The organism is Pseudoalteromonas porphyrae (assembly GCF_001298125.1).
Classification (GTDB): Bacteria; Pseudomonadota; Gammaproteobacteria; order Enterobacterales; family Alteromonadaceae; genus Pseudoalteromonas; species Pseudoalteromonas neustonica.
In genome coordinates this window covers 218,138-240,574 of record NZ_LHPH01000003.1, presented here as the reverse complement: position 1 = coordinate 240,574, position 22,437 = coordinate 218,138, and the positions used below count along the sequence as shown (strand labels likewise).

Sequence of the window (22,437 nt, the reverse complement as noted above, 5' to 3'; positions counted from 1 at the left end):
GCTACCCCTGTAATTGAAAATATCTTACACTGTTTTTATCTCAAGCAAGGACAGTGTCGCAATGCTAAATATTATTCAATCTAATCGTATGGAAGCACTCCAAGCGCAGTTTCATCACCTTTTAAGCGTTAACCCATTACAAAGCCCATTCGATAAAGAAGTGGTGTTGGTGCAATCGCCGGGTATGTCGCAGTGGCTTAAAATTGGCTTAAGCGAAAGTTTAGGAGTGGCGGCACAGGTAGACTTTCCGCTGCCGTCGAGTTTTATTTGGCAGCTTTATCAGCAATTATTGCCTAATGTACCAAAAGAGTCGGCTTTTAATAAGCCAAACCTTGCGTGGAAGCTGTTTGCCATTTTACCTAATTGCATAGATGAGCCATTATATTTACCGCTCAAAACTTATTTAGAAGGTGACATGGATGGTCAAAAAACCTTTGCCTTATGCGAAAAAATAGCCGATGTGTATGACCAATACTTAATGTATCGACCGCACTGGATTGCCACATGGGATAGTGGTAAAGATGAGCTTGACGATGTTGATGTCGGTATTGCGCCGTGGCAGCCTGATCTGTGGCGTAAAATTGTTGCGCAAAGCAAAGCGCTTGATCAAAGCCAATTTCATCGTGCGAATATGCAGGGACAGTTACTAGCCGCGCTTGAAAAAATGGACAGCCGTTTATTACCAAAGCGGATTAGCTTATTTGGTATTTCTGCAATTGCCAGTTCACAGCTCGACGTGTTTGATGCATTGAGTAAAAAAACCGAGGTTTTTTTATTCTTCTTTAATCCCAGTGAGCATTACTGGGGCGATATTATTGATGAAAAAACGGCGGCAAAAATTGCAGCTAAATATGCAAAAATGCCCCTGCTCGAAGCACAGCAAAAAAAGCATACCCAACCAGATGAAGATTATTATTTTATCGGCAACCCCTTGCTATCATCGTGGGGAAAGCTGGGTCGCGATTATTTTGAGCAACTCATTCAACGCGATGCCTGTTGGATAGATGGCTTTATAGACGTATTTGACAACACCTTACTTGGGCAAGTACAAAGTGAAATTTACCAGCTCGCATTTAAAGGTGAATCGCTCACTGATAATAAAGCGTGGTTTATAAACAACGAAGGTAAGTTGCCCGTTAGCACCAGCGACACCAGTATAACATTGAGTGATTGTCACACCCCGCTCAGAGAAGTTGAGCGACTGCACGATTATCTGCTTAATTTATTTAGTCAAAACCCTGCGCTGACACCAAAAGATATCATTGTAATGATGCCTGATGTAGGCACTTATAGCCCCTACATTGAAGCTGTATTTGGTGGCGCACAAGGTAGCCGATTTATTCCATATGCGCTTGCCGATTTAGCCATAGAGCAAGAAAAACCCGTACTCAGTTCATTTGCCAGTTTAGCTAATTTACCGTTTTCGCGCTTTGGCGTGTCAGATATTCTAGATTTATTACAAGTAACTCAAATAGCTGAAAAGTTCGCTGTCGAGCCGCATGAGTATGAGCAAATTCAATATTGGCTTGAGCGAGTAGGAGTGAAATGGGGGATTGATGCGCAGCACAAACACAGCTTTGACTTGCCAGCTATTGATTTAAATACCTGGCAACATGGCCTAAATCGCTTATTACTGGGTATTGCACAGCGAGATGAACAGTGCCCATTTAATGGAATATACAGTGCTGATGAAGTCGAAGGCATGGCGCTGGATACACTTAATAAATTAGTGCACTTTATTGATGTACTTCAGCGTTTTAAAGTATTACTTACCCCTGATGATACATTAACCAACAAAGCCCATATTCTTAATGAATTGCTCGCGAGTATTTACGAAAGTGAAAGTGACGACAGCTGGGATTTACTGGTGTTACAAAGTGTTCTTGAGTCATTGCAAAAGCACCATGAAAATGGTGATTACACGAACAATGTTTCGCAGCGGATAGTGAGCTACTTAATTAAGCAAGGCATACAAGAAAAAGGCGTAGGCCAGCGGTTTTTAGTAGGCCAAGTAAACTTTTGTACATTAATGCCGATGCGCGCTGTGCCTTTTAAAGTGGTGTGCATGCTAGGGTTAAATGACGCCGACTACCCGCGGTCAGTGCAACCGATTGGTTTTGATTTAGTACCTTACTCTAAAAAGCAAAAAGGTGACCGATCACGTAAATTGGATGATCGCTACCTGTTTTTAGAAGCGTTACTGAGCGCCCGCGATAATTTATATATGAGCTATATTGGTCGTTCGTGTTTTGATAACCAACCACGTATGCCATCAACCTTGGTCAGCGAGCTGTTAGAGTACATAGGCCGTAGTTTTGAGTTTGACGAACCCTCAGCACACACATTGCCCGAGTGCTTGATCAGCAAACAGCATTTACAGCCATTTAATAGTCAGTATTATCAAGTGAATGCTGTTGGTGATGAAAATGCAGGCAAGAGTGTACTGTCAAATCACAGCTATAATCCTGTATGGCTACCAGCCCAAGCAATTGCGCCACAGCCCGTTACAGCGCTTGATATTAGCCCGCCTGATGTGCTTGAACTGGACGCGTTTATTCGCAGTGTTTGTAACGCCCAAGAGAGTTTTTACCAACAAAGCTTAGGCCTGCGTTTACCGCAATTTAACGAAGTTGCCAAAGACGAAGAACCGTTTAGTTTAGATGCGTTAAGACGGTACTTTTATTTAGATGAAATACTCGAAGCCGCGATCTTTGAACAACCCCTGTGCCGTCAGCAAATATTGCAACGCGGTGAATTACCGCAAGCAAATGTGGGGGAGCTAATTTTTGAAAGCATGCAGCATCGTGTTGACGCACTTGCAGGACAGGTTAAAGAGCACATTAAAGGCGGAAATAACGAACCCATTGAAGTCGCGCTCATTCTAAATAATGGCAATACAGCGACTCAGTTACAAGGGTGGCTCAATCATGTTTATCAGCAAAAACAGGTGTTTTATCGCAGTGCCAGTATTAAAGCCAAAGACTTAATAAAAGGCTTTATTTATCATCTTGTAGCACAGTGTATGGATCAAGGTGTTGAAACCCTATTATTGGGGCTTGATAAACAAATTAGTTTTGCACCCATAGATAAAGCCGACGCTTACCCATTATTGCAAGAGTGGTTTAGCTTGTATGGCGCACTGCGTAAAGAGCCTGTGGCGTTTTTTCCGGTCAGTGGTTATGAATACGTAAAAACAGGCGGCGATATTAACAAAGCAGTCAGTAAGTTTAGCCCACAATACATAGGGCGCGGCGAGGGCGAAAACCCTTACATTCGCTTAACCACGCAGTCACTCACTGATTGCCAAGATGAATTTATACTTTGGAGCGATAAATTACTCGCCCCATTATTTGCACACGTAAAGGAGAGTGATTATGCAAGCGCTTAACCCACTCACAATGCCACTTGCCGGACAAAGCTTGATTGAAGCCAGTGCTGGTACTGGTAAAACCTACACAATCACAGGTTTATATTTACGCTATTTATTAGGAATGCAAATCGCGGATGACCCGCAATCTGCATTAAATACGCCTTTAAGTGTTGAGCAAATATTAGTAGTAACGTTTACTGATGCCGCCACCCAAGAAATAAAAGACCGAGTACGTTCACGCATTATCGCCGCCCGCGATGCATTACTTGGACAACACACCGATGACATGTTGATTAACGGTGTTATAGCCGTAATAGACGATAAACACCGTGCTTTTGATTTACTTGACGCTGCGGCTAAATCAATGGATGAGGCTGCCATATTTACCATTCATGGTTTTTGTCAGCGTATGTTAAAACAACATGCGTTTGAATCGGGGGTTGCTTTTAACCTAGAGTTTATTTTAGATGAACGCGACATATTACTTGAAACTATTAAAGATTTTTGGCGTGCGTTTGTATATCCACTCAATAAAGAAAAAACGGATGCCATTTTAGACATATTTGCCGCACCTGAATCGTTATTTAGTCAAGTAGCAAGTTTGCTTAATAAAGGCAATGCGCAGATCACCCCGCAAATAAAATTGGATGATGTGTGGCAAGCCCGCGAACACTATTTAGCAAAAGTGCCTAGCTTTAAAAAAGCATGCCTTGAAAGTGAATTTATAAATGCTGTTAAAAGCTCTGGTTTAAGTGGCTCAAAAACCCCCGCTCGAAAAGGTAGCCTAGCCGCACTTGAAGCATTTTGTATTGGTGATGACGAATTTTTTGAATTTGGTACAAGCAAATACTCATTTGAGGTGTGGAGTACAGATAATTTAAGTGATGTAAGTAATTATAAAAAAAATCAGCCTTTGTTTTCCCACCCGTTATTGATCCAATTTGATCAATTAGCGGCGCTCAATAACACGATTAACTCAGGACTTGCCATTGCAATTGTTCAACATGCAGCAAGTTGGGTTAAAAAAGCCATTGTTAAACGTAAGCAAGAGCAAAGCGTTATTACCCCTGATGATTTACTAACAAATTTGCATGGCGCTCTAAATACAGAGCAGGGCGACGTACTGGCACAAAAAATTGCCCAGTTGTTCCCTGTAGCAATGATTGATGAGTTTCAAGATACGGATCCAATTCAGTATGGTATTTTTAGCCATATTTATGCGCAGGAAAATACCACATTTGCGATGATTGGCGACCCTAAACAAGCTATTTATGGCTTTAGGGGCGCAGATATTTTTACTTACATAGGCGCAAAACACGCTGTTGATGCACATCAGCAATTTACGTTAGGTACAAATTACCGTTCTAGCCACGATGTGGTCGAAAGTGTTAATCGTTTATTTAGTAAATACGATAATAGCTTTATTTATAATGACGCGATCCCGTTTAACCGTGTTGATGCACAAGGTAAGAAAGCCGAAAAATCATTTTTAATTGATGGACAACCAGCGACAGCATTTGAGTTTAGTGTATTTGTAGACACCGCTGCCGATGAAAAAAATAAACCGACTAACAAAGGGGTTGGGCAACATCACCTAGCGGCGCATTTTGCAAATAAAATAGTGTTGCTACTAACGCAGGCGCAAGAAGGGCGCGCATGCATAGGTAAAACGCCTATTACAGCCGCTGATATTTGTATTTTGGTGCGTGACCGTGTTGAAGCACAAATAATGAAAAAAGCACTAAGTGATGCCAAAATTGCTAGCGTGTACTTATCCCGTGAAAGTGTGTTTAGCCAAGAATTAAGCCATCATTTACTTAACTTTTTATCAGCGTTACATGGCCAGTATGATGAGTCACTTCTGCGAGGCGTGTTAGCAGGACCGCTATTTTGCTTAAGTTATAACGATATTTATGCATTGGCTGATGATGAAGCGCAATGGCAAGAGCACTTAAACTTTTTTGCGCAATTGAGCCTTATTTGGCACAAACAAGGCGCGATGGCGATGCTTGAACGGTTGTTAACGCATAACCAGCTCAGCGCCAAATGGCAAGGCTTAGGGTATAACGTTGAACGCTGGCTTACCGACTTTCGCCACTTAGGCGAAATACTTCAGCAAAAACAAATTGAGCTTGAAGGGACATTGCGTTTATTGCGCTGGTTTGCACAAAAGGTGAGTCAACAAGACGGTGAAGCGGTTCAAGTTCGTCTTGAAAGCGACGCTAATTTAGTAAAAATAGTCACTATGCATGCGTCAAAAGGGCTTGAATATCCGCTGGTCTTTATGCCTTTTGCAAGCGGTTACCGCGAAACAAAAGACGCGCTTTATCATAAAGATGGTCAACTCATTTATGATTTAAGTAAAAATGACGATGCGTTACAAGAAGCTGAAAAAGAGCGCCTAGCGGAAGATTTACGCTTGTTATATGTGGCATTAACACGCGCTATTCATTATTGTGCAATTGGTATGTACAACTTAGGGCAAGGGCAAAGCAGTCGTTTGGCCATTCAAAGTAGCTCATTAGGGCATGTACTATTTGCCGGGCTTGATATAACGAGCAGTTTAGTGTGGCGGACACATTTAAATGAGTTTTGCGAACAAAATAGCGCGATGCACTATGCGCAATTTACCAGTGAAGAACTACAAACACAGGGCACACTGACGCTTTTATCAAGCGAGCTTGAAGGGCAAACACTTGAAGTAAACCATGTTCGTGCAACCATAGAGCGTGATTGGCGAGCAACCAGCTTTAGTGCATTGAGTTTTAAAAAGCATAGCGACCACATTGCCCCAGGGCGCAGTGATGAAGATCATGAAACAGACGACTTTGCATCGCAGCTACTTGATGCGCAAACTGAGATTCAATCACCGTATAGTTTTCCTAAAGGGGCAAAACCAGGTAGTTGTTTACATGAAATTTTTGAGCAAATTGATTTTACTAGCCCAGAGCAGCACCCGTTAAATGATGAGCAAGATTTAGCGCAAGTAGTCGCGCGCAACCTAGATAAATACCATATTAGCGAGCAGTGGCAACATACCACTGAACAATGGATACTCAATGCGTTAAATTGCCCGCTTAACAACACTGGGTTAAGTTTAAGCACGTTGTCACCAAACCAATGCCTTGTAGAAATGGAGTTTAACTTACCGCTTAGTAGTTTAAGTGCAAAAAGTTTAAACGAGGTCCTCATTAAGCACTTTGGTTTTACCCAAAGCAGGCTTGATTTTTATCATGTAAAAGGGTTACTCAAAGGCTTTGTCGATTTAATTTTTTGCCATAACGAGCAGTATTATATTTTAGATTACAAATCAAATTACTTAGGCAGTGAACCCAGTGATTATGAGCAAGACTCGCTTGAGCAAGCGATGAGCAGCCACCAATACCATTTACAGTACTTAATATACACGGTGGCATTGCATCGACTCCTCAAACAGCGTATTGCCAATTATTCGATTGAAACGCATTTAGGCGGCGTATATTACACCTTCTTGCGAGGCATGAGTGACGGCAAAGGCGTGTATTTTAAAAAGCTTACAACCGAGCAAGTACTTATTCTTGATGGGCTTTTCACTCAAGGTACGTTACAAGCTAATGTGAATAATCAAGTCGCCAGTGAAGGAGAGCAGCTATGAGTCAACTGACTACTGAACGTTCAAGCGCTGAGGTGCAAACAGTCCCCCTCCTTGATTACTTATTAGATGAAAATCGTATTCGTATGGTCGATATAAAACTGGCAGATTTACTGTGTGATGCGATACAAGAGCAGGGTAAAACAGATGCGTATTATCTTATTTTGTTATTGTGCTTATCTGGGCAAAGTCAGCATAGCTGCTTAGATCTAACAGGTATTGACTGGCGAAACCCATTTAATTTACGCCAAAGTGACTTTACCAAACTAGCGGGAACAATCCCTGATCGAGTCAGCCCATTTAGTGACGACTTCACTACAGAATCTGCTTTACAGTGCCTGCAAAATCATCAAAGTGTCGGCGATGATAAACCACTGAAATTACTTCAGCAGCGGCTATATTTTTCGCGTTTAGCTGGGTATGAACACACCTTAGCCTCACGTTTGCTAACACTGAGTGAACGTGAAATTGATATTGATAATCAGTCGCTTACTCGGCTACTCAGTGATTACTTTCCTATACAATCAGCACCCAAAGAGGGACTCGATTGGCAAAAAGTGGCCTGTGCAATGGCCGCTACCAAAGGCTTTAGTGTGATCACCGGCGGTCCTGGTACAGGTAAAACCACCACAGTCACCAAGCTACTGGCAATTTTACAATCGCTTTACCAAAGTGCGCCGCTGAGTATTAAGCTGGTGGCGCCCACAGGTAAAGCCGCCGCACGATTGAGCGAATCAATTTTAGGTGCAAAACAGCAGCTTAAAGATGTGATCCCCGCAGCTGTTGAGCCGCTTATCCCTGAAAGCGCGCAAACAATTCACCGTTTGCTCGGCGTAAAACCTTTTACGAATAAATTTAGGCATAATAGGAAAAACCCTTTGCACTTAGATGTGTTGATCATTGATGAAGCGTCGATGGTTGATTTATCGCTAATGGCAAAGTTAATTGAAGCCTTACCAAATCACGCGCGCTTAATTTTACTAGGTGACAAAGATCAGTTAGCCTCCGTTGATACCGGCAGTGTTATGAGCGATTTATGCCAAGGTTTAGTGCTTGGTCAAACACCAAACTACTCACAAGCGCGCTGCGCTGAATTAAATAATGTGTGTTTTGATAACGAACCACAATTAACTGGTGGCAAGAGTGAATTTAAATTGGCCGATTGCATTGCATTTTTACAGCACAGCTATCGTTTTACAGCGCAAAGTGGCATTGGTCAGTTGGCTTTGGCTGTTAATACCAATAACAGCGGTAAGCTTAAGTATGTAGAACAGGAGATTAATAGTGGCCAGTTTAATGATGTGATTTTAGATTATGACATAGTCAGTAAACCTGTTGAAAAGCTAGTACAAAGCGCTGCCAGTAAATACGCTCATTACCTTACGCTGATAAAAGAGCAGGCAAGCCCTGTCGAGATCCATAAAGCATTTGCAAGTTATCAGCTTTTAGCCGCAGTGCGCGAGGGCGATTATGGTGTTAATACATTAAATCAGCGTATTGAAAAGCAACTACATCTCCAAGGGCTGATCAATGTACACCCAAATCAACGGCATTACGTGGGTATGCCCATTATGATTGCGCAAAATGACTACCAACTTAAGCTATTTAACGGCGATATTGGTATTTTACTTTTGGATGAAAGTGAGCAACTCAAAGCGGTATTTATTGATGAGCAAGGAAATCAACGCGCATTTTCACCTGCCAGACTCCCAGCCCACGATAAAGTATATGTAATGACGATTCATAAATCACAAGGATCTGAGTTTGCTTACACCGCCATGGTACTGCCGCCAGAGAACCAAGCCACAGCGGGTATTAACCGTCAACTAGTTTATACCGGCATCACCCGCGCTAAAAACACCTTCGAGCTGGTGGCCGACAAAAAAGTACTGCTCAAAGCCATGGCTAAATCAGTGAGTCGGGCATCAGGGTTGTATGAGCGGTTAAAGTAAAGCGGTAAATTTGGCTCGCGTTGAATTGATAGCTTAAGAACCTGCTTTAGCTGTGATTGTGCGATGTTTAATTTATTGAGTTAAAGGGCTTGCTAGAATGCTTATTATCCGGTGAATTTATCATTTTTAAGTTATTTTTAAAGGAGTATGTGCTTATCAAAATTTTAGGCTGGTTTTCAATAGTTATTGCAATTCTTGCTTTGGCACCAAGTTTTGTACCAGGGGCAATGTCATTATTAGCTTTTTACCTATCTCTGGTGATGTTAGTTACCTCAATAGCAACAATTAAGCGCACTGGTGATTTCTACTTCAAAACGACCGCCATAGTAGTGTGTGTTGGGATGTTAATTATTAATGATTACATTCGTTTATTCGGTTCGTTTTCACACGCTACGTGGGGGGAGAAGCTTGGTATGTATGCTTTTTATATGGTCATTTATATTATTGGTTTTCTTAAAGTTAAAAGATGTTCGAAGCCAATAAAATAGGAACAAATTCAGAATTTGCATTGATGTTAAGTTGACCTTGCAGGTTAAGCTTTAGCTTAAAAACTTTCGGGATAAATCCCGACCTATAGCACAGCATAGCCTGTAGATGCTGGCTCGTTATATTTCATAGAGGGTATAAGATGAACTTCCCAGAGTTAGAAACATCTCGTTTAATGCTTACTCAGCTGTCAGGGGATGATAGTCAGGGTTTATTAGATATTTTTTCAGATAAAAGCGTCACTAAGTTCTACGATATAGACTCTTATGATTCACTAGGGTGTGTTGACCTTTGTGGATTGAAATTTGTTCAATCTAGGGGGAATTTAATCGCGGCGCGAGGTTTGTAACCTAGTGGGCTAAGTAAAAACCGAGCAACAAAGAGTTAATTGTCCCTAGAAAGAACCCGGAGGGCAGCGCATGTTTGGCATTTATGCTGCGTTATCGCCTATTAATGGGGAATAACCACACTACATAGGCTCTGCCTTGCCTAAAAACCAAACATACAGCTGCAAAATCAATCACGAAAGGTCAACACGTCCTAGAGCAATCCTTAAAATTAATTGAATTCTTCAACAATCGCTTTATTGAAGGTGTGGGTATTCGTTGGGGCATTCACAGAAAAGATACCGGAAAGTTAATTGGTACTTGCGGCTTTAATTCATGGAATCAAAAGATGAAAAATGCGGGGATAGGCTACGAGTTATCTTCCAAGCATTGGGGTTATGGCTATGCTACGCAAGCCTTGCACAAGATTATTGATTCGGCCTTTTCTGATCAGCTACCATTTGGTGAACTTTATAGGGTTCAAGCCGAGACTATACCCAAACCACCTCAAGATGCGAGTTTCAGTTGGAATTAAAAGCGATTTAGACAAGGCATTGATTGCAAGTAATAGTGGTTCTATTGTTAAAATCAATAACGCAGAATAGAACACTTTTAAACCAACCCTTTGGGCGTTTCACAGGGACTTACTCTCTGCGTTGTTACTTCTTAAAAGGGATGGCCATTCTTACAAAATAACGCCTTGATATTAAGCCCCTGTGAAACGCTGAATTCTGTATCTTGAGGTGGTTTGGGTATTTGTTTGGTAATGGTGCGTCAGAATCTGTATTAAAAAAGCTTGGCTTTAAAGAGGAAGGTATCCGTAGGGCAAGTGGCTACTGGAAAAATGAATATCATGACTTAAAATGCTATGAATTATTGAAGCCTGAGTTTAGGGTCTGTTGACCTTTGCGGATTAAAATTCGTTCAACCGCGGGGCGATTTAATCGCAGCGCGAGACAGTATCAAACAGGCTGCTGCAAATTCAACCTTGAAAGGTCAGCATACCCTAATAAAGGTAGCCAAAATAGAGTGAATTTATCATTTAAACATTCATTGGAATAAATCCCGACTTACAGATAGTCCATGCATTTTGATAGTTTTGCAAATTATTTTCTGGGCGTCCTTTTTCTAAATATATTAGGTTGCCAACCCCAATGCAGAGCACCTAGCCTTAAAAACACGGTGATGAATAATGAGCCCACAATACACCATATATAAGATACATTGAGTAAAAAGAATCCGGCGTAGGTCAAACCACCACAAAAACAGGCGGTTGAGTAAAGCTCATCGCGCATAACCAAGGGGACTTCTCGGCAAATAACATCACGCATTAAGCCGCCAAATATGCCAGTGGTCATACCCATAGTAATGGCGACTAACATGGTTGTGCCTTCAAGAAGAGATTTTTCAATACCGACAATGTTGAATATAGCCATGCCGATTGCGTCGACGAGGAGCATATAATAATTCGATACGTCAGGTAAGTGGCGAATAAATATAACAGCAATAAAAATTGCACCATATGTAGCGTATAAATAATCTGGTTGTGTTATCCAAAAAACGGGTTGGTTTAATAGCACATCACGAAGTGTACCACCGCCAAGTGCGGTAACGGAACCAACCACAACCACCCCAAAGCCACCAATGTTTTTTTCATGACCCATTAATGTCCCAGAGATTGCGAAAAAGGCGACCCCAATTAAACTTAAAAAATGAAAGTAGTCTGATGTCACTATGTGTCTCTTTTTCATTTATTAATAGTGCGAGATACTAACGCAGTAAAAATTTATTCTTCCTGAATATGCGTAACGTCATGCGTTTTTGCAAAAAAATCCACAACCAAGTTCGTCATTGCATTTACCCCTAATTGCAGGGCTTTTTCGTCGGCATAAAATTGTGGTGAATGGTTACTCGCTGCGCTTTTTGCATTTTTACCTTGTGGCGTTACGCCTAAAAAGAAAAACAATCCAGGGGTCTCTAAGGCGTAATAACTAAAATCTTCGGCTCCTGTAATTAAATCCGTTGTAATAATATTGTCTGCACCAGCTACTTTTTCAAGTGTTGGGGTCATTAGTTGGGTAAGTTGAACATCATTAACTGTAACCGGATAGCCGTGGTTAATATGCACATCAGCTTTAGCGCCTGCTGATTCAGCAACAAGCTCAGCGGTTTTCACTAAACGTTTTTTAATATCGGCTCGCATCGTTTGGTCAAAAGTACGTATAGTACCAATGAGTTCAACACTATCAGGAATGATGTTTGAACGGACGCCACCGTTAATTGCACCAAACGAGATCACCGACGGCGCTTTTGTAACATCCACTTGGCGAGATGAAATAGTTTGGGTGGCCATAATGATTTGTGATGACGTTACAATCGGATCTACCCCATTCCAAGGACGAGAACCATGAGTTTGGCGACCTTGTACGTTAATTGTGAATGAATCTTCACTGGCCATAAGGGGGCCTTCACGAAAGCCAATTTTACCTGTGTTAAGTGAACTGGTTACATGCAAGCCAAAGACAGCAGCTGGTTTTAGCTTAAATAAACCTTCTTTCAACATCAGCTCTGCGCCACCTTCTTCACCTTCAGGAGCGCCTTCTTCAGCTGGCTGAAATATAAAAAGTACATCACCGGCTAACGCATCTTGAATTTTAACGAGTGATTCGGCTACGGCCATTAAAATGGCGACATGGTTATCATGACCACAGGCGTGCATTACACCCACTTTATTACCACGGTAAGTTGAGGTTTGAGTAGATGCAAAGGGTAAGTCTACCAATTCAGTGACTGGTAGGGCATCCATATCAGCGCGCAATGCGACTAAAGGACCTTTTTTGCCACCTTTTAATTTGGCGACGACACCGGTGTGAGCAACGCCTGTTTGTACTTCAAGACCGAGTGATTTTAAGTGCTTAGTTATGTATTTTGCGGTTTCAAATTCCCGATTACTAAGCTCTGGGTATTGATGTAAATGACGGCGCCAAGTGATGACTTTTTCGCTAACACTGTGGTTGGCTTTTTTTAGTTTTTTGTTTAGAACATCATTAAGATCGGCAGCCAAACATGGCGAGGATAAAGCACATAGCAATAAACTGCTGTAAATAATTTTGTGTAACATGACAATCCCTTTTATTATTTGTTGATTAACACCAATGTAGAGCAAAGTACAATGAATGAACAGGATCGTGCGATAATCAATCAAGGGGGCTGGTTTAGTAGTCGATCAAATGAATTGCAACTCGCTTTATTATCGTCAGCAAAAATAATTGAATTAAATGCAGCTGATGCGCTTTTTCACAAAGGTGAGGCTAATAGTGGCTTATATGCGGTACTTGCCGGAGTTATGCGAGTTAGTGGCGTTAATGGTGAAGGTAAGGAGGCGGTGCTTAGTTTTATCGATCCTGCTATTTGGTTTGGTGAAGTTGCTCTATTTGATGGCGGACTACGTACGCATGATGTATATGCACAAACACAGGTTAGATTGCTACATATACCACATCGCGCACTGATCCAATTGTTAGCACTAAACCCGATTTACTGGCATGATTTTGGTATATTGCTATCACAAAAAATACGGCTATTGTTTAGTTCACTCGAAGATCATGCGCTATTAACTGCACAGCAAAAAGTATGTAAACGTCTTGCTATGATGGCCGTAGCAGTGCCTTTAAGCAGCAATAAAGCAACGATTATGTTATCGCAGCAACAACTAGCAGATATGACCTATCTAACACGTCAAACAATTAATCAAATACTACAAATATTAAGCGAAAAAAAGCTTATTTCTTTGCACTATCAGCGTATTGAAATTCTTAATAAGAAAGAGTTGGCTTTACTCGCGCATTAAACCCTTTAAGTCTGTTGGCGTTAAACTTGCTTCGTAAATGCATACACTCAATGGATTTGAAATAATGACCTCACTTACTTTTAATAATCAGTACCGCACAGAGCCATATAATGCACCCGTTCAAGTAAAAACTATTGCCCATCCTAAAGCGGCAACGACTTTGCCTGAGGTGGCAAATACTAGCCAACCTGATGCGGCTAGCCGGCTTAAAAATCCATCCTATGAAAAAAAATTTTTAGATGAAGCAAAAGAGACCCTTATTTATCAACGTTTAGGGGTCGATAAAGAAAAAATTGATGAGCTCAAAGCGGCCATTGAAAAATTGGCTGAGCAAATTCAAGAGCAAGGCGGTGATAGCAAAGATTTAGCTAAAAAAATGGAAGCGCTTCAAACGATGCTTGAACAAGAGTACCAAAAGGGCCGTGAGCTACAATCTAAGACACCGGATCACGATAAAGGGAAAATTATAAGCGCATTTGTGTAAAAGGAATTTTAAAATGTCGGGTAGCAGACATTGTTGCGTCATGTAAGGTGCTAAAGTTATGAGTAAGGCATTTTTATAGAGCAGCAGAATGAAAACACTTCAACAGCAATTAGGTAACTACGGCTTGTATCATCGTTCAAGACGAAATGTAATTACACATTTTTTTGGGATCCCATTAATTATTTTTGCGGTACTGTGCTTATTAGCGCGTATTCAGCTACCTTTTGCTGAGTATGTTATTAGTGGTGCCGATATTTTTGTATTGGCTAGTGTGATTTATTACTTAACGCTGAGTATGTCATTGGGTTTGATAATGGCGGCTATTCTAATACTAATGACTATTGCAGCAGTGCCCGTTGCGAGCCTGAGTTTAAATAGTTGGCTGATTATGAGTATCGGTACTTTTGTATTTGGCTGGGTACTACAGTTTATTGGCCATTATTATGAAGGCAAAAAACCGGCTTTTGTTGATGATTTAATTGGATTGATAATCGGACCGTTATTTGTGTTAGTTGAAGCACTTTTTCTACTTGGATTATACCAAGAGCTAGAGCAGCAGATCAGCGATATAGCGGGTCCTACAAAACCTTAATAATCAAAACCATAATAATTAAAATCATAGGTAGAATATGAACTTTCATAATAAGACTGTGTGGATCACCGGTGCCTCATCAGGAATTGGTAAAGAATTAGCAATACAATTTTCACACTTAGGCGCTAATATAATTTTATCAGCAAGAAGTACCGATAAGCTCAAGCAACTTTGTGATCAATTACCGCCAGGGCAGCATAAAGTGATCCCACTTGATTTATCACAGCCTGAGCAGGTACTTGAATATGTAACAACTAACATGGCTGATATTGGTAAAGTTGACATTTTAATTAATAATAGTGGTGTATCGCAGCGTAGTTTATTTTTAGAAAATGACTTTGCCGTGTATCGCCAACTTATGGAAGTTAATTACTTTGGTTTAATTGCGCTTACAAAAGCGGTGTTACCAAGTATGGTTGTTCAAGGTAGCGGCTCTGTAGTGTCGATAAGTAGTGTGGCGGGTAAAGTAGGCTCTAAATTTAGAACGGGTTACTCAGGCTCTAAATACGCAGTTGTTGGGTTTATGGATTGCCTGCGAGCAGAAGTTGCCGATAAAAATATTCATTGCTTGACGATTTGCCCGGGCTCGATAAAAACCGCGATTGCTCATAACTCACTTAATGAGTATGGAGTTGCACAAAATAAAGCAGAAGAGTCAATTGAAAATGGCATGGATGTAACCGCTGCGGTAAAGCAGATGATTAGTGCCATAGCCAAACGTAAAGATGAAGTCGTTGTTGGAGAGGGGATCAGTGGCTGGGCTCCAACCATTAAGCGTTTCTTTCCAGGCTTTTTTAACCGTATGACAGCGAAAAAGAACTACCGATAAAAGACGAGTAAACACATTGTTTACTCGTATAACCTATATTCTTATAGGTATAAATTAATTAATTCAGTTGTCCAAAGAGTCTCTTTGCTATTTTTCTTATTAAGACCAGCTTGAGCTTCAGCTAAAAAAGAGCGACTTTGATCTGTATTTAAATCGCCAATTGCTTTTAATGCCATAGCACGGTCAGACCAAGTTTTACTGTTTTCATAGAGGTCTTTTAGTAATTGAAAATGTGCAACTGATTGCATGTTACCTAGTGATGAGATAGCAGCTAAACGTATATATTCACCATCATGTTTAGTTAGTTCAACAAGATAATCAATAGCGGTTGGGTTATTTGAAAAGCCTAATTGATAAACATCAAGGTAAGTAATATCTTTATCTAAGTTAGCTTTAATTTTACTAATAAGAGTTTGTACATCAGCATTCGATAGTTGTTGCTTGTATAGTGCTCGGTTAATTTTAGCCGATAGCTCCTTGACTAAAACATCCATAGGCTGATTTAAAGTAGGCTCAATAATCTCGTCAAAGCTCCACACTGGCACTTTACCGCGTTTTACATACACAGCAACACGCTGGGTATTTTCAGGTGTAATAATATCTGCACTGAGCATAGTAAAAGTAATAAAAGGCGTATACGCATTGGTTCTATGATTGCGCATATTTAATTTATTGATACGGATTTCAGTGTCGCTTGTATCTAATACACTTGCAGGTAACCCACGGGCCTGTAGCTCAAGAAGCACATTTTTTTGTAAAAACTCAACGGGAGCAAGAGGTTGGTTGTCGAGGATTAAATCAGCTTTTAGCACACCGTGATTAAATGGTGTTGTGCTTGTGTCTCTTTTATCTGAGAAATTAAGGTTATGTGTAGTTACATTATCAACTTGATACTGATTGGTTGATGTTACGGGTGCTGTAATTTTATAACTGCTTGGAGCACAGCCTTGAATAGCGGCGAAAGTAGTGGCTAGAAGTGTTGTTTTAATTAGATTTTTCATACATATTCCATTTTATAGTTATGATGTTCCCGCTTGGGGAGCAGTATTATTAATTTAAACGGAATAAAATGCAATCTGTGATTTAGCGAATAGAAATGAGGCTGGAACAGTATTCACTAAAATTTTTAGTAAGAATTCGAATTAATAGCGCGATACGATATTAATTTGACACTAAATAGCAAAGGAAATTGATCGTTTCTACTTGCGCCGATAATTATATAGAATTAAAGTGTCATCAAGTTGTAAAAGAGAATTAAATGTTATGGAACAAAAACAAGTAAAAGACTTAACGCCAGAAGAACAAGCACAGCAAGAGAATATTCAGTGGCAGCGAACGTGTTTTCAAAATGCACAAAAGCATTTAGCTGAAAAAGGCGTAATGCCAAAAAGTTTGTTTGAGAAAGAAAGCCGCTTTATTGCGCCATTGTGTGCATTGTGGAAATTTAAGGCTCAAGATGGTAAAAATTATTGGGTGATCACGGGTCGCTTACCTACAGATCATGCGTTGGCATCGGCTGCAGAAAATGCACGCGACGCTTTAAGATATTTTTCGTTTCAATGGCAGTTAAAAGCGGACCAGCTTTTAGAAACAGCAGGAAATGATAAAACGTCCGTCGACTTTGCTAATTTGTTAGTAAACCGTGCGCATGGACTCTATGAAATGTACGAAAAAGAAGAGCTGTGGGTTAACGAGCCAAAATAGTAAAATATAAACCCAATATTCCCTAGAAGCATACGAGTTATTTTAAGCTAGTGGCAATAAAATAACTCGTATTAATTAATGTACTAAAGTAAATGGCTTAGTATCAAATAGATTTATAGGGCACTGCATTCGCTGCCTAGGTATTCCTGCTTCCATAAAAACATGGCCTTGTTGTTCAAAGCCATTACGTTTAAAACGTTCTACTTCATTTAAAATACAATTAATGCTTACTCGTTCGCAGCCTTGCTGCTGTGCGAGATTGACAATATAGGTAAGTAAAGATTTATATACTGAACGATTACGATGCTCTGGTAACACGGCTATACGGCCAATTAAGCCGTCTTTGCATAATCGCCCTGTTGCGACGGGTGTTTGCGCATCATCTGTAACAAGTATGTGATAAGCAGACCGGTCGAGACTATCAAACTCGATGTGTTTGGGTATATGTAATTCACATACAAATACCCGTTCTCTTATATGTTGTAATAAGTCCTTGCCTTTATCCCATTCTACCTTGTTGATATGATAGCTCATAGAAACCTACTCCTAACAAAACCAAATACCCTCATTTAATAGTGTAGTAAAGGTTTGTATAAAAACTAAACTATTTTTTGAACTATTCAGTTGCACTGCTGTCACCATGGTGTGATCAGTGAGTAGTTTAACTGCTGTTAAATCATTTAATGGAAGCGAGTAATTGTCACCGTTGACGCTGAGAAGTATTTCATTATCAAAAACTTGATATAACGCGCGGGTGCCGCCTAAGCGTTCAAAAAACAGTTCATTATCTTCTAATAGTGCAGTTACTTGTTCGCTATTAAATAAATCTTCTGGTGGCATTAAATCCATCTCGTGCTTAGGTTGACTCAGTGTTGTACCTAGCCAAGAAGTAAATAAATCGTCATCATCAAGCATTGCTTGCATTAATAACTTAATGTTATCGGCTTCTGTTGCTTGGATCTCACCTTTAGAATCGCGCAGTTTTATTGCGGGGTCTTGATAACGACTATTTCCAGCTTCTTTATCAATAATATGATCGGCAAAGTTTGATAATAAATCACGCTGATTTGGTGCGCGAAAACCGATTGAATAGTTTAGGGCATTTTCTACTGCGTAACCCTCATGTGGGCACCCTGGTGGAATGTATAAAATGTCGCCGGGCTCGAGAATACAATCAATAATCGCAGGAAATTGTTCAACTTGTAATAAACTTTTATTTTGTGCAAATTGTTTTAGGTTACTATCTGGCATACCCACTCGCCAGTGACGCTTGCCTTCACCTTGAATAATAAATACGTCGTACTGATCTAAATGTGGGCCTACACCACCATTAGGCGTTGAAAAACTGATCATCAAATCATCTATTCGCCAATTTGGAATAAATCGAAACGGTTCGAGTAGTTGTGAAGCTGTTGGGTGCCAGTGGTCAACTGCTTGTACTAATAGGGTCGAGTTTTGCTCTGTAAGTAATTCAAAATCTTCAAATGGACCGTGGTGTGCTTGCCAATCATTATTATGATTTGTGATTATCCGCGATTCAATACTCTCTTCCATAGCAAGGCCAGCAAGTTCGTTGGCATCAAGTGGATCAACAAAGTCTGCAAAACCTTGTTTGATCAAGAGCGGTTTTTTTTGCCAATATTGAGTTAGAAATTGTTGCTCAGTTAAGCCATTTATAGTTAGTTGATACATGCTGCGCCCGTTAAAAATGAAAAAAGCGAAAGGCTAGGGCCTTTCGCTTAGTAGTCTATACCCAAACCACCTCAAGATGCGAATTCTGCATCGAGAGGTTGGGTACATTAAAATTAGTTGTTGCAGAAAGCTTAAACTAGGTTGTCGATAAACTCGACAGCACGGCCAATGTAGTTAGCTGGCGTTAGCTTTTTCATTTCTACTTTAGCTTCATCTGGTAAGTCTAAACCATCGATAAAATCAGCCATGATTTCTTGATTTACACGTTTACCACGGGTTAAATCTTTTAGCTTTTCATATGGTTTTTCAATGCCGTACTTACGCATTACTGTTTGAATTGGTTCTGCTAGCAATTCCCAGTTTTGGTCTAATTCGTCAAGTAAACGTTGTTCGTTTACTTCTAACTTGCTGACACCTTTAAGCGTTGATTGGTATGCAATTAGTGCATAACCCATACCTACGCCTAAATTACGTAGTACTGTAGAGTCAGTAAGATCACGCTGCCAGCGAGAAACAGGTAGCTTTTGTGCAAGGTGTGAGAAAATAGCATTAGCTAAACCTAAGTTACCTTCTGAGTTTTCAAAATCAATTGGGTTAACTTTATGCGGCATGGTTGATGAACCAATTTCACCGGCAATGGTTTTTTGCTTGAAGTGGTTAAGGGCAATGTAGCCCCATGCATCACGATCGAAGTCTAATAAAATTGTGTTAAAGCGTGCAATAGCATCAAACAGCTCAGCAATGTAGTCATGCGGTTCAATTTGCGTAGTAAACGGGTTGAATGTTAAACCAAGGCTCGTTACAAATTGCTCTGCGTGATTGTGCCAATCGTAATCAGGGTAAGCACTTAGGTGAGCGTTGTAGTTACCTACTGCGCCATTGATTTTACCTAGCATTTCAACTTGTGCAATTTGATCACGTTGACGCTTTAAGCGCATATAAACGTTTGCAAACTCTTTACCCATAGTTGAAGGTGTAGCTGGTTGTCCGTGAGTACGAGTCATCATTGGTACAGCTTTATACTCAATCGCTTTTTCTTTAATTGCGTTAAGTAACTTATCGCAATAAGGAAGTAATACTTCGTTACGCGCTTCAGTTAGCATTAAACCATGAGATAGGTTATTGATGTCTTCTGATGTACATGCAAAATGAATAAATTCATTAATGGCATGTAGCTCTGCGTTGTCAGCTACTTTTTCTTTTAATAAGTATTCAACTGCTTTAACATCGTGGTTTGTGGTACTTTCGATGTCTTTTACACGCTGTGCGTCGGCTTCACTGAAGTTATCAACAATCGCGTTAAGTAAAGCATTTGCTTCGTCGCTAAATGCCGGTACTTCTTTGATTTCGCTTGCTGCAGCAAGGGCTTGTAACCAACGAACTTCTACTGTTACACGGTACTTGATCAAGCCAAATTCGCTGAAAATACTGCGTAGTTCAGTGGTTTTGCTGCCGTAGCGACCATCCACCGGAGAGATAGCTGTTAACGCTGAAAGCTCCATAATAACTCCTAAATTTTAGTTTTGAACGATAATTAAATATGGTTTTTAGCAATGGCGATAATGCTTTTTTTCGAAAAGAAAAAATGACGGCGTTTTCCGCCCATTTGTCGCCATAATACAGCACTGCGAATACCTGCTAATAATAAGGCACGTATTTTGTGTTGTATTAATTGCTGTTTTAGTAAGTCAGGTTTGCCATAAACCTGTATTCGGTGCCCTAGGGGGCTAAGCACCTTTGAATAAATATCTGCAAGGGCAGCAACAACAGTGTCATCAGTCACTGAAAAATGATCAAGACGACGCTTGATATCATCTATGCTTTTCCCAAGCTCTGCTAAGCTACTTGGTTTTGCGCTTAAAGCACGCTCTAATTGCATTAAACCGCCAACGTATTTGACGATTTCAACATCTTTTTTTTCACCCGCACTGAGCTGGTCAAGTAAACTTTTATAGCCATCTCTTAAATTTTCAGTGCCTTGGTATACATCACTGGGTGAATCAGGCGACGTTTGTACAATACTTGTAAATAGCTTTTCTAATTCATAATCGTTGCTACTACCGAACTGCGCTATTTTTTGAACTTGTTTAGCAACTTGGCACATGGCTGCTAATGCCATGACTTGGTGTTCATTCATTATTTTATCACCGAGTCTATAATACCGCCGCCTAAACAAATCTCGTTGGCATAAAATACGGCTGATTGACCTGGCGTTACCGCTTTTTGTGGCTCATCAAATAATACGCGAGCTAGGCCATCATCACCAACTAATAGCGTACAGCTTAAGTCTTCTTGGCGGTAGCGAGTTTTTACTGTACAACGAGTCGTGCCTTTTGGCCCAATACGATCAACCCAATGTAGCTGGTTGGCATTTAAACCATTGCTGTATAGACGAGGGTGGTCTTTACCTTGGCCAACAATGAGTACATTACGCTCTAGATCTTTATCAACCACATACCATGGTTCGCCTGAGCCTTCTTTCATTCCGCCAATGAGCAAACCTTTGCGTTGTCCTAATGTGTGATACATCAAGCCTTCGTGTTCACCTACATTGTTACCGTCAGTGTCTTCGATAACACCTGGTTGTGCAGGTAAAAATTTTTGTAAGAAATCTTTAAACTTACGTTCGCCAATAAAGCAAATACCGGTGCTGTCTTTTTTATCGTGGGTAATTAAATCTTGTTCTTCAGCAATACGGCGCACTTCTGGTTTGGCAATATCACCCACAGGGAAAAGCGTTTGCGCAATATGCTCATGACTTAATGTGTATAAGAAATAGCTTTGATCTTTGTTATCATCGAGGCCACGACACATTACATATTTATCATCGCGTAATTCACGACGGACATAATGACCTGTTGCAATAAAGTCAGCACCGAGAGCGGTTGCTGCAAATTCTAAAAAGGCTTTGAATTTGATTTCTTTATTACACATGATATCAGGATTCGGTGTACGGCCTGCTTTATACTCAGCAAGGAAATACTCAAACACGTTATCCCAATACTCTGCAGCAAAATTAACGGTGTGCAATTCAATGCCCAATTTATCACAGACGGCTTGTGCGTCTTTTAAATCGTCTGCGGCGGCGCAATATTCATCATTATCGTCTTCTTCCCAGTTCTTCATAAACAGGCCTTCAACTTTATAGCCTTGTTGTTTTAATAAATAAGCTGATACAGAAGAATCAACACCGCCGGACATGCCAACGATGACTTTAATGTGACTATTTTCGCTCATGGGTAATTTCGCTTATACAGGTTGCTGTCATTTAAACTACTAGCGCATATGTGCATTACAGAGATAAAGAATAGAGGCTCTGATTAACCACACAGACTATGAAAGGCCGCGATTATAGCATGTAAATAGACAGCCAAGCCACCCAAAAAATGAGTTTTGTCTAGCGATTACTGAGGAATAGGGGGTGCTCTGACAATCGCGCAGTACCCATATTTAACTTGTTACAGAAAGAGTTATATAAAGGAAGGTGGTTTGTAATGTACTTTACAAGTTAATAGTAAATA

At 40.4% G+C, this 22,437-nt stretch carries 19 protein-coding genes; 11 read left to right on the top strand and 8 right to left on the bottom strand.

What is annotated here, in order from left to right:
* The first annotated feature begins 61 nt into the window (after nt 1-61).
* The 6 genes from recC (at nt 62) to ADS77_RS21500 (ending at nt 10,300) form a co-directional block, all read left to right on the top strand.
* Nucleotides 62-3,388 (top strand): exodeoxyribonuclease V subunit gamma, encoded by a 3,327-nt coding sequence (recC, locus tag ADS77_RS04245; protein ID WP_054453100.1) that lies wholly within the window; start codon nt 62-64, stop codon nt 3,386-3,388.
* Nucleotides 3,375-7,004, top strand: a complete 3,630-nt coding sequence (recB, locus tag ADS77_RS04240) for an exodeoxyribonuclease V subunit beta (protein WP_054453098.1) — start codon at nt 3,375-3,377, stop codon at nt 7,002-7,004. The genes recC and recB overlap by 14 nt, the downstream gene beginning before the upstream one ends.
* Nucleotides 7,001-8,953: an exodeoxyribonuclease V subunit alpha gene (gene recD, locus ADS77_RS04235; protein WP_054204770.1), complete on the top strand. Its 1,953-nt coding sequence runs from the start codon at nt 7,001-7,003 to the stop codon at nt 8,951-8,953. Before recB ends, recD begins: the two co-directional genes overlap by 4 nt.
* A 149-nt stretch (nt 8,954-9,102) precedes the next feature.
* A complete protein-coding gene (locus tag ADS77_RS04230; RefSeq protein WP_054453096.1) occupies nt 9,103-9,441 on the top strand; it encodes a hypothetical protein in 339 nt (112 codons plus the stop codon).
* Between the two features lie 140 nt (nt 9,442-9,581).
* Nucleotides 9,582-9,788 carry a hypothetical protein gene (locus ADS77_RS22490; protein WP_054453094.1) on the top strand — a complete coding sequence of 69 codons (207 nt, stop codon included), beginning with the start codon at nt 9,582-9,584 and terminating at the stop codon, nt 9,786-9,788.
* A 245-nt stretch (nt 9,789-10,033) separates the two neighbouring features.
* Nucleotides 10,034-10,300, top strand: a complete 267-nt coding sequence (locus ADS77_RS21500) for a GNAT family N-acetyltransferase (protein ID WP_235575703.1) — start codon at nt 10,034-10,036, stop codon at nt 10,298-10,300.
* Between the two features lie 571 nt (nt 10,301-10,871).
* On the opposite strand, the gene ADS77_RS04215 is transcribed toward ADS77_RS21500, so the two are convergent.
* Both ADS77_RS04215 and ADS77_RS04210 read right to left on the bottom strand, forming a co-directional pair.
* Complete coding sequence (locus tag ADS77_RS04215; RefSeq protein WP_054204766.1) at nt 10,872-11,498, bottom strand: trimeric intracellular cation channel family protein; 627 nt, start codon at nt 11,496-11,498, stop codon at nt 10,872-10,874.
* A gap of 53 nt (nt 11,499-11,551) precedes the next feature.
* Nucleotides 11,552-12,886: an amidohydrolase gene (locus ADS77_RS04210; RefSeq protein ID WP_054453090.1), complete on the bottom strand. Its 1,335-nt coding sequence runs from the start codon at nt 12,884-12,886 to the stop codon at nt 11,552-11,554.
* Between the two features lie 51 nt (nt 12,887-12,937).
* Here ADS77_RS04210 and ADS77_RS04205 point away from each other — a divergent pair, with 51 nt between their 5' ends.
* The 4 genes from ADS77_RS04205 (at nt 12,938) to ADS77_RS04190 (ending at nt 15,520) form a co-directional block, all read left to right on the top strand.
* Complete coding sequence (locus ADS77_RS04205) at nt 12,938-13,615, top strand: Crp/Fnr family transcriptional regulator (RefSeq protein WP_054453088.1); 678 nt, start codon at nt 12,938-12,940, stop codon at nt 13,613-13,615.
* 64 nt (nt 13,616-13,679) lie between these two features.
* Nucleotides 13,680-14,099, top strand: a complete 420-nt coding sequence (locus ADS77_RS04200; RefSeq protein WP_054453086.1) for a hypothetical protein — start codon at nt 13,680-13,682, stop codon at nt 14,097-14,099.
* Nucleotides 14,100-14,187: 88 nt separating this feature from the next.
* Entirely contained in the window at nt 14,188-14,691 is a 504-nt protein-coding gene (locus tag ADS77_RS04195; protein ID WP_054453085.1) for a DUF962 domain-containing protein, read from the top strand.
* A 37-nt stretch (nt 14,692-14,728) separates the two neighbouring features.
* Complete coding sequence (locus ADS77_RS04190) at nt 14,729-15,520, top strand: SDR family oxidoreductase (RefSeq protein WP_054453083.1); 792 nt, start codon at nt 14,729-14,731, stop codon at nt 15,518-15,520.
* Nucleotides 15,521-15,561: 41 nt separating this feature from the next.
* On the opposite strand, the gene ADS77_RS04185 is transcribed toward ADS77_RS04190, so the two are convergent.
* Nucleotides 15,562-16,521: a HEAT repeat domain-containing protein gene (locus ADS77_RS04185; RefSeq protein WP_054453082.1), complete on the bottom strand. Its 960-nt coding sequence runs from the start codon at nt 16,519-16,521 to the stop codon at nt 15,562-15,564.
* Between the two features lie 262 nt (nt 16,522-16,783).
* Between ADS77_RS04185 and ADS77_RS04180 the strand changes: the two genes are divergently transcribed.
* Nucleotides 16,784-17,224: a DUF4826 family protein gene (locus ADS77_RS04180; RefSeq protein WP_054204759.1), complete on the top strand. Its 441-nt coding sequence runs from the start codon at nt 16,784-16,786 to the stop codon at nt 17,222-17,224.
* Nucleotides 17,225-17,299: 75 nt separating this feature from the next.
* On the opposite strand, the gene ADS77_RS04175 is transcribed toward ADS77_RS04180, so the two are convergent.
* The 5 genes from ADS77_RS04175 to mnmA form a co-directional block, all read right to left on the bottom strand.
* A complete protein-coding gene (locus tag ADS77_RS04175) occupies nt 17,300-17,758 on the bottom strand; it encodes a GNAT family N-acetyltransferase (protein WP_054204758.1) in 459 nt (152 codons plus the stop codon).
* 12 nt (nt 17,759-17,770) lie between these two features.
* Nucleotides 17,771-18,916, bottom strand: a complete 1,146-nt coding sequence (locus tag ADS77_RS04170; protein ID WP_054453080.1) for a cupin domain-containing protein — start codon at nt 18,914-18,916, stop codon at nt 17,771-17,773.
* Nucleotides 18,917-19,047: 131 nt separating this feature from the next.
* Nucleotides 19,048-20,418, bottom strand: a complete 1,371-nt coding sequence (gene purB, locus ADS77_RS04165) for an adenylosuccinate lyase (RefSeq protein WP_054204756.1) — start codon at nt 20,416-20,418, stop codon at nt 19,048-19,050.
* Between the two features lie 32 nt (nt 20,419-20,450).
* Complete coding sequence (hflD, locus tag ADS77_RS04160) at nt 20,451-21,053, bottom strand: high frequency lysogenization protein HflD (protein WP_054204755.1); 603 nt, start codon at nt 21,051-21,053, stop codon at nt 20,451-20,453.
* Nucleotides 21,053-22,153 carry a tRNA 2-thiouridine(34) synthase MnmA gene (gene mnmA / locus ADS77_RS04155; protein WP_054204754.1) on the bottom strand — a complete coding sequence of 367 codons (1,101 nt, stop codon included), beginning with the start codon at nt 22,151-22,153 and terminating at the stop codon, nt 21,053-21,055. Before mnmA ends, hflD begins: the two co-directional genes overlap by 1 nt.
* Nucleotides 22,154-22,437 lie beyond the last annotated feature (284 nt).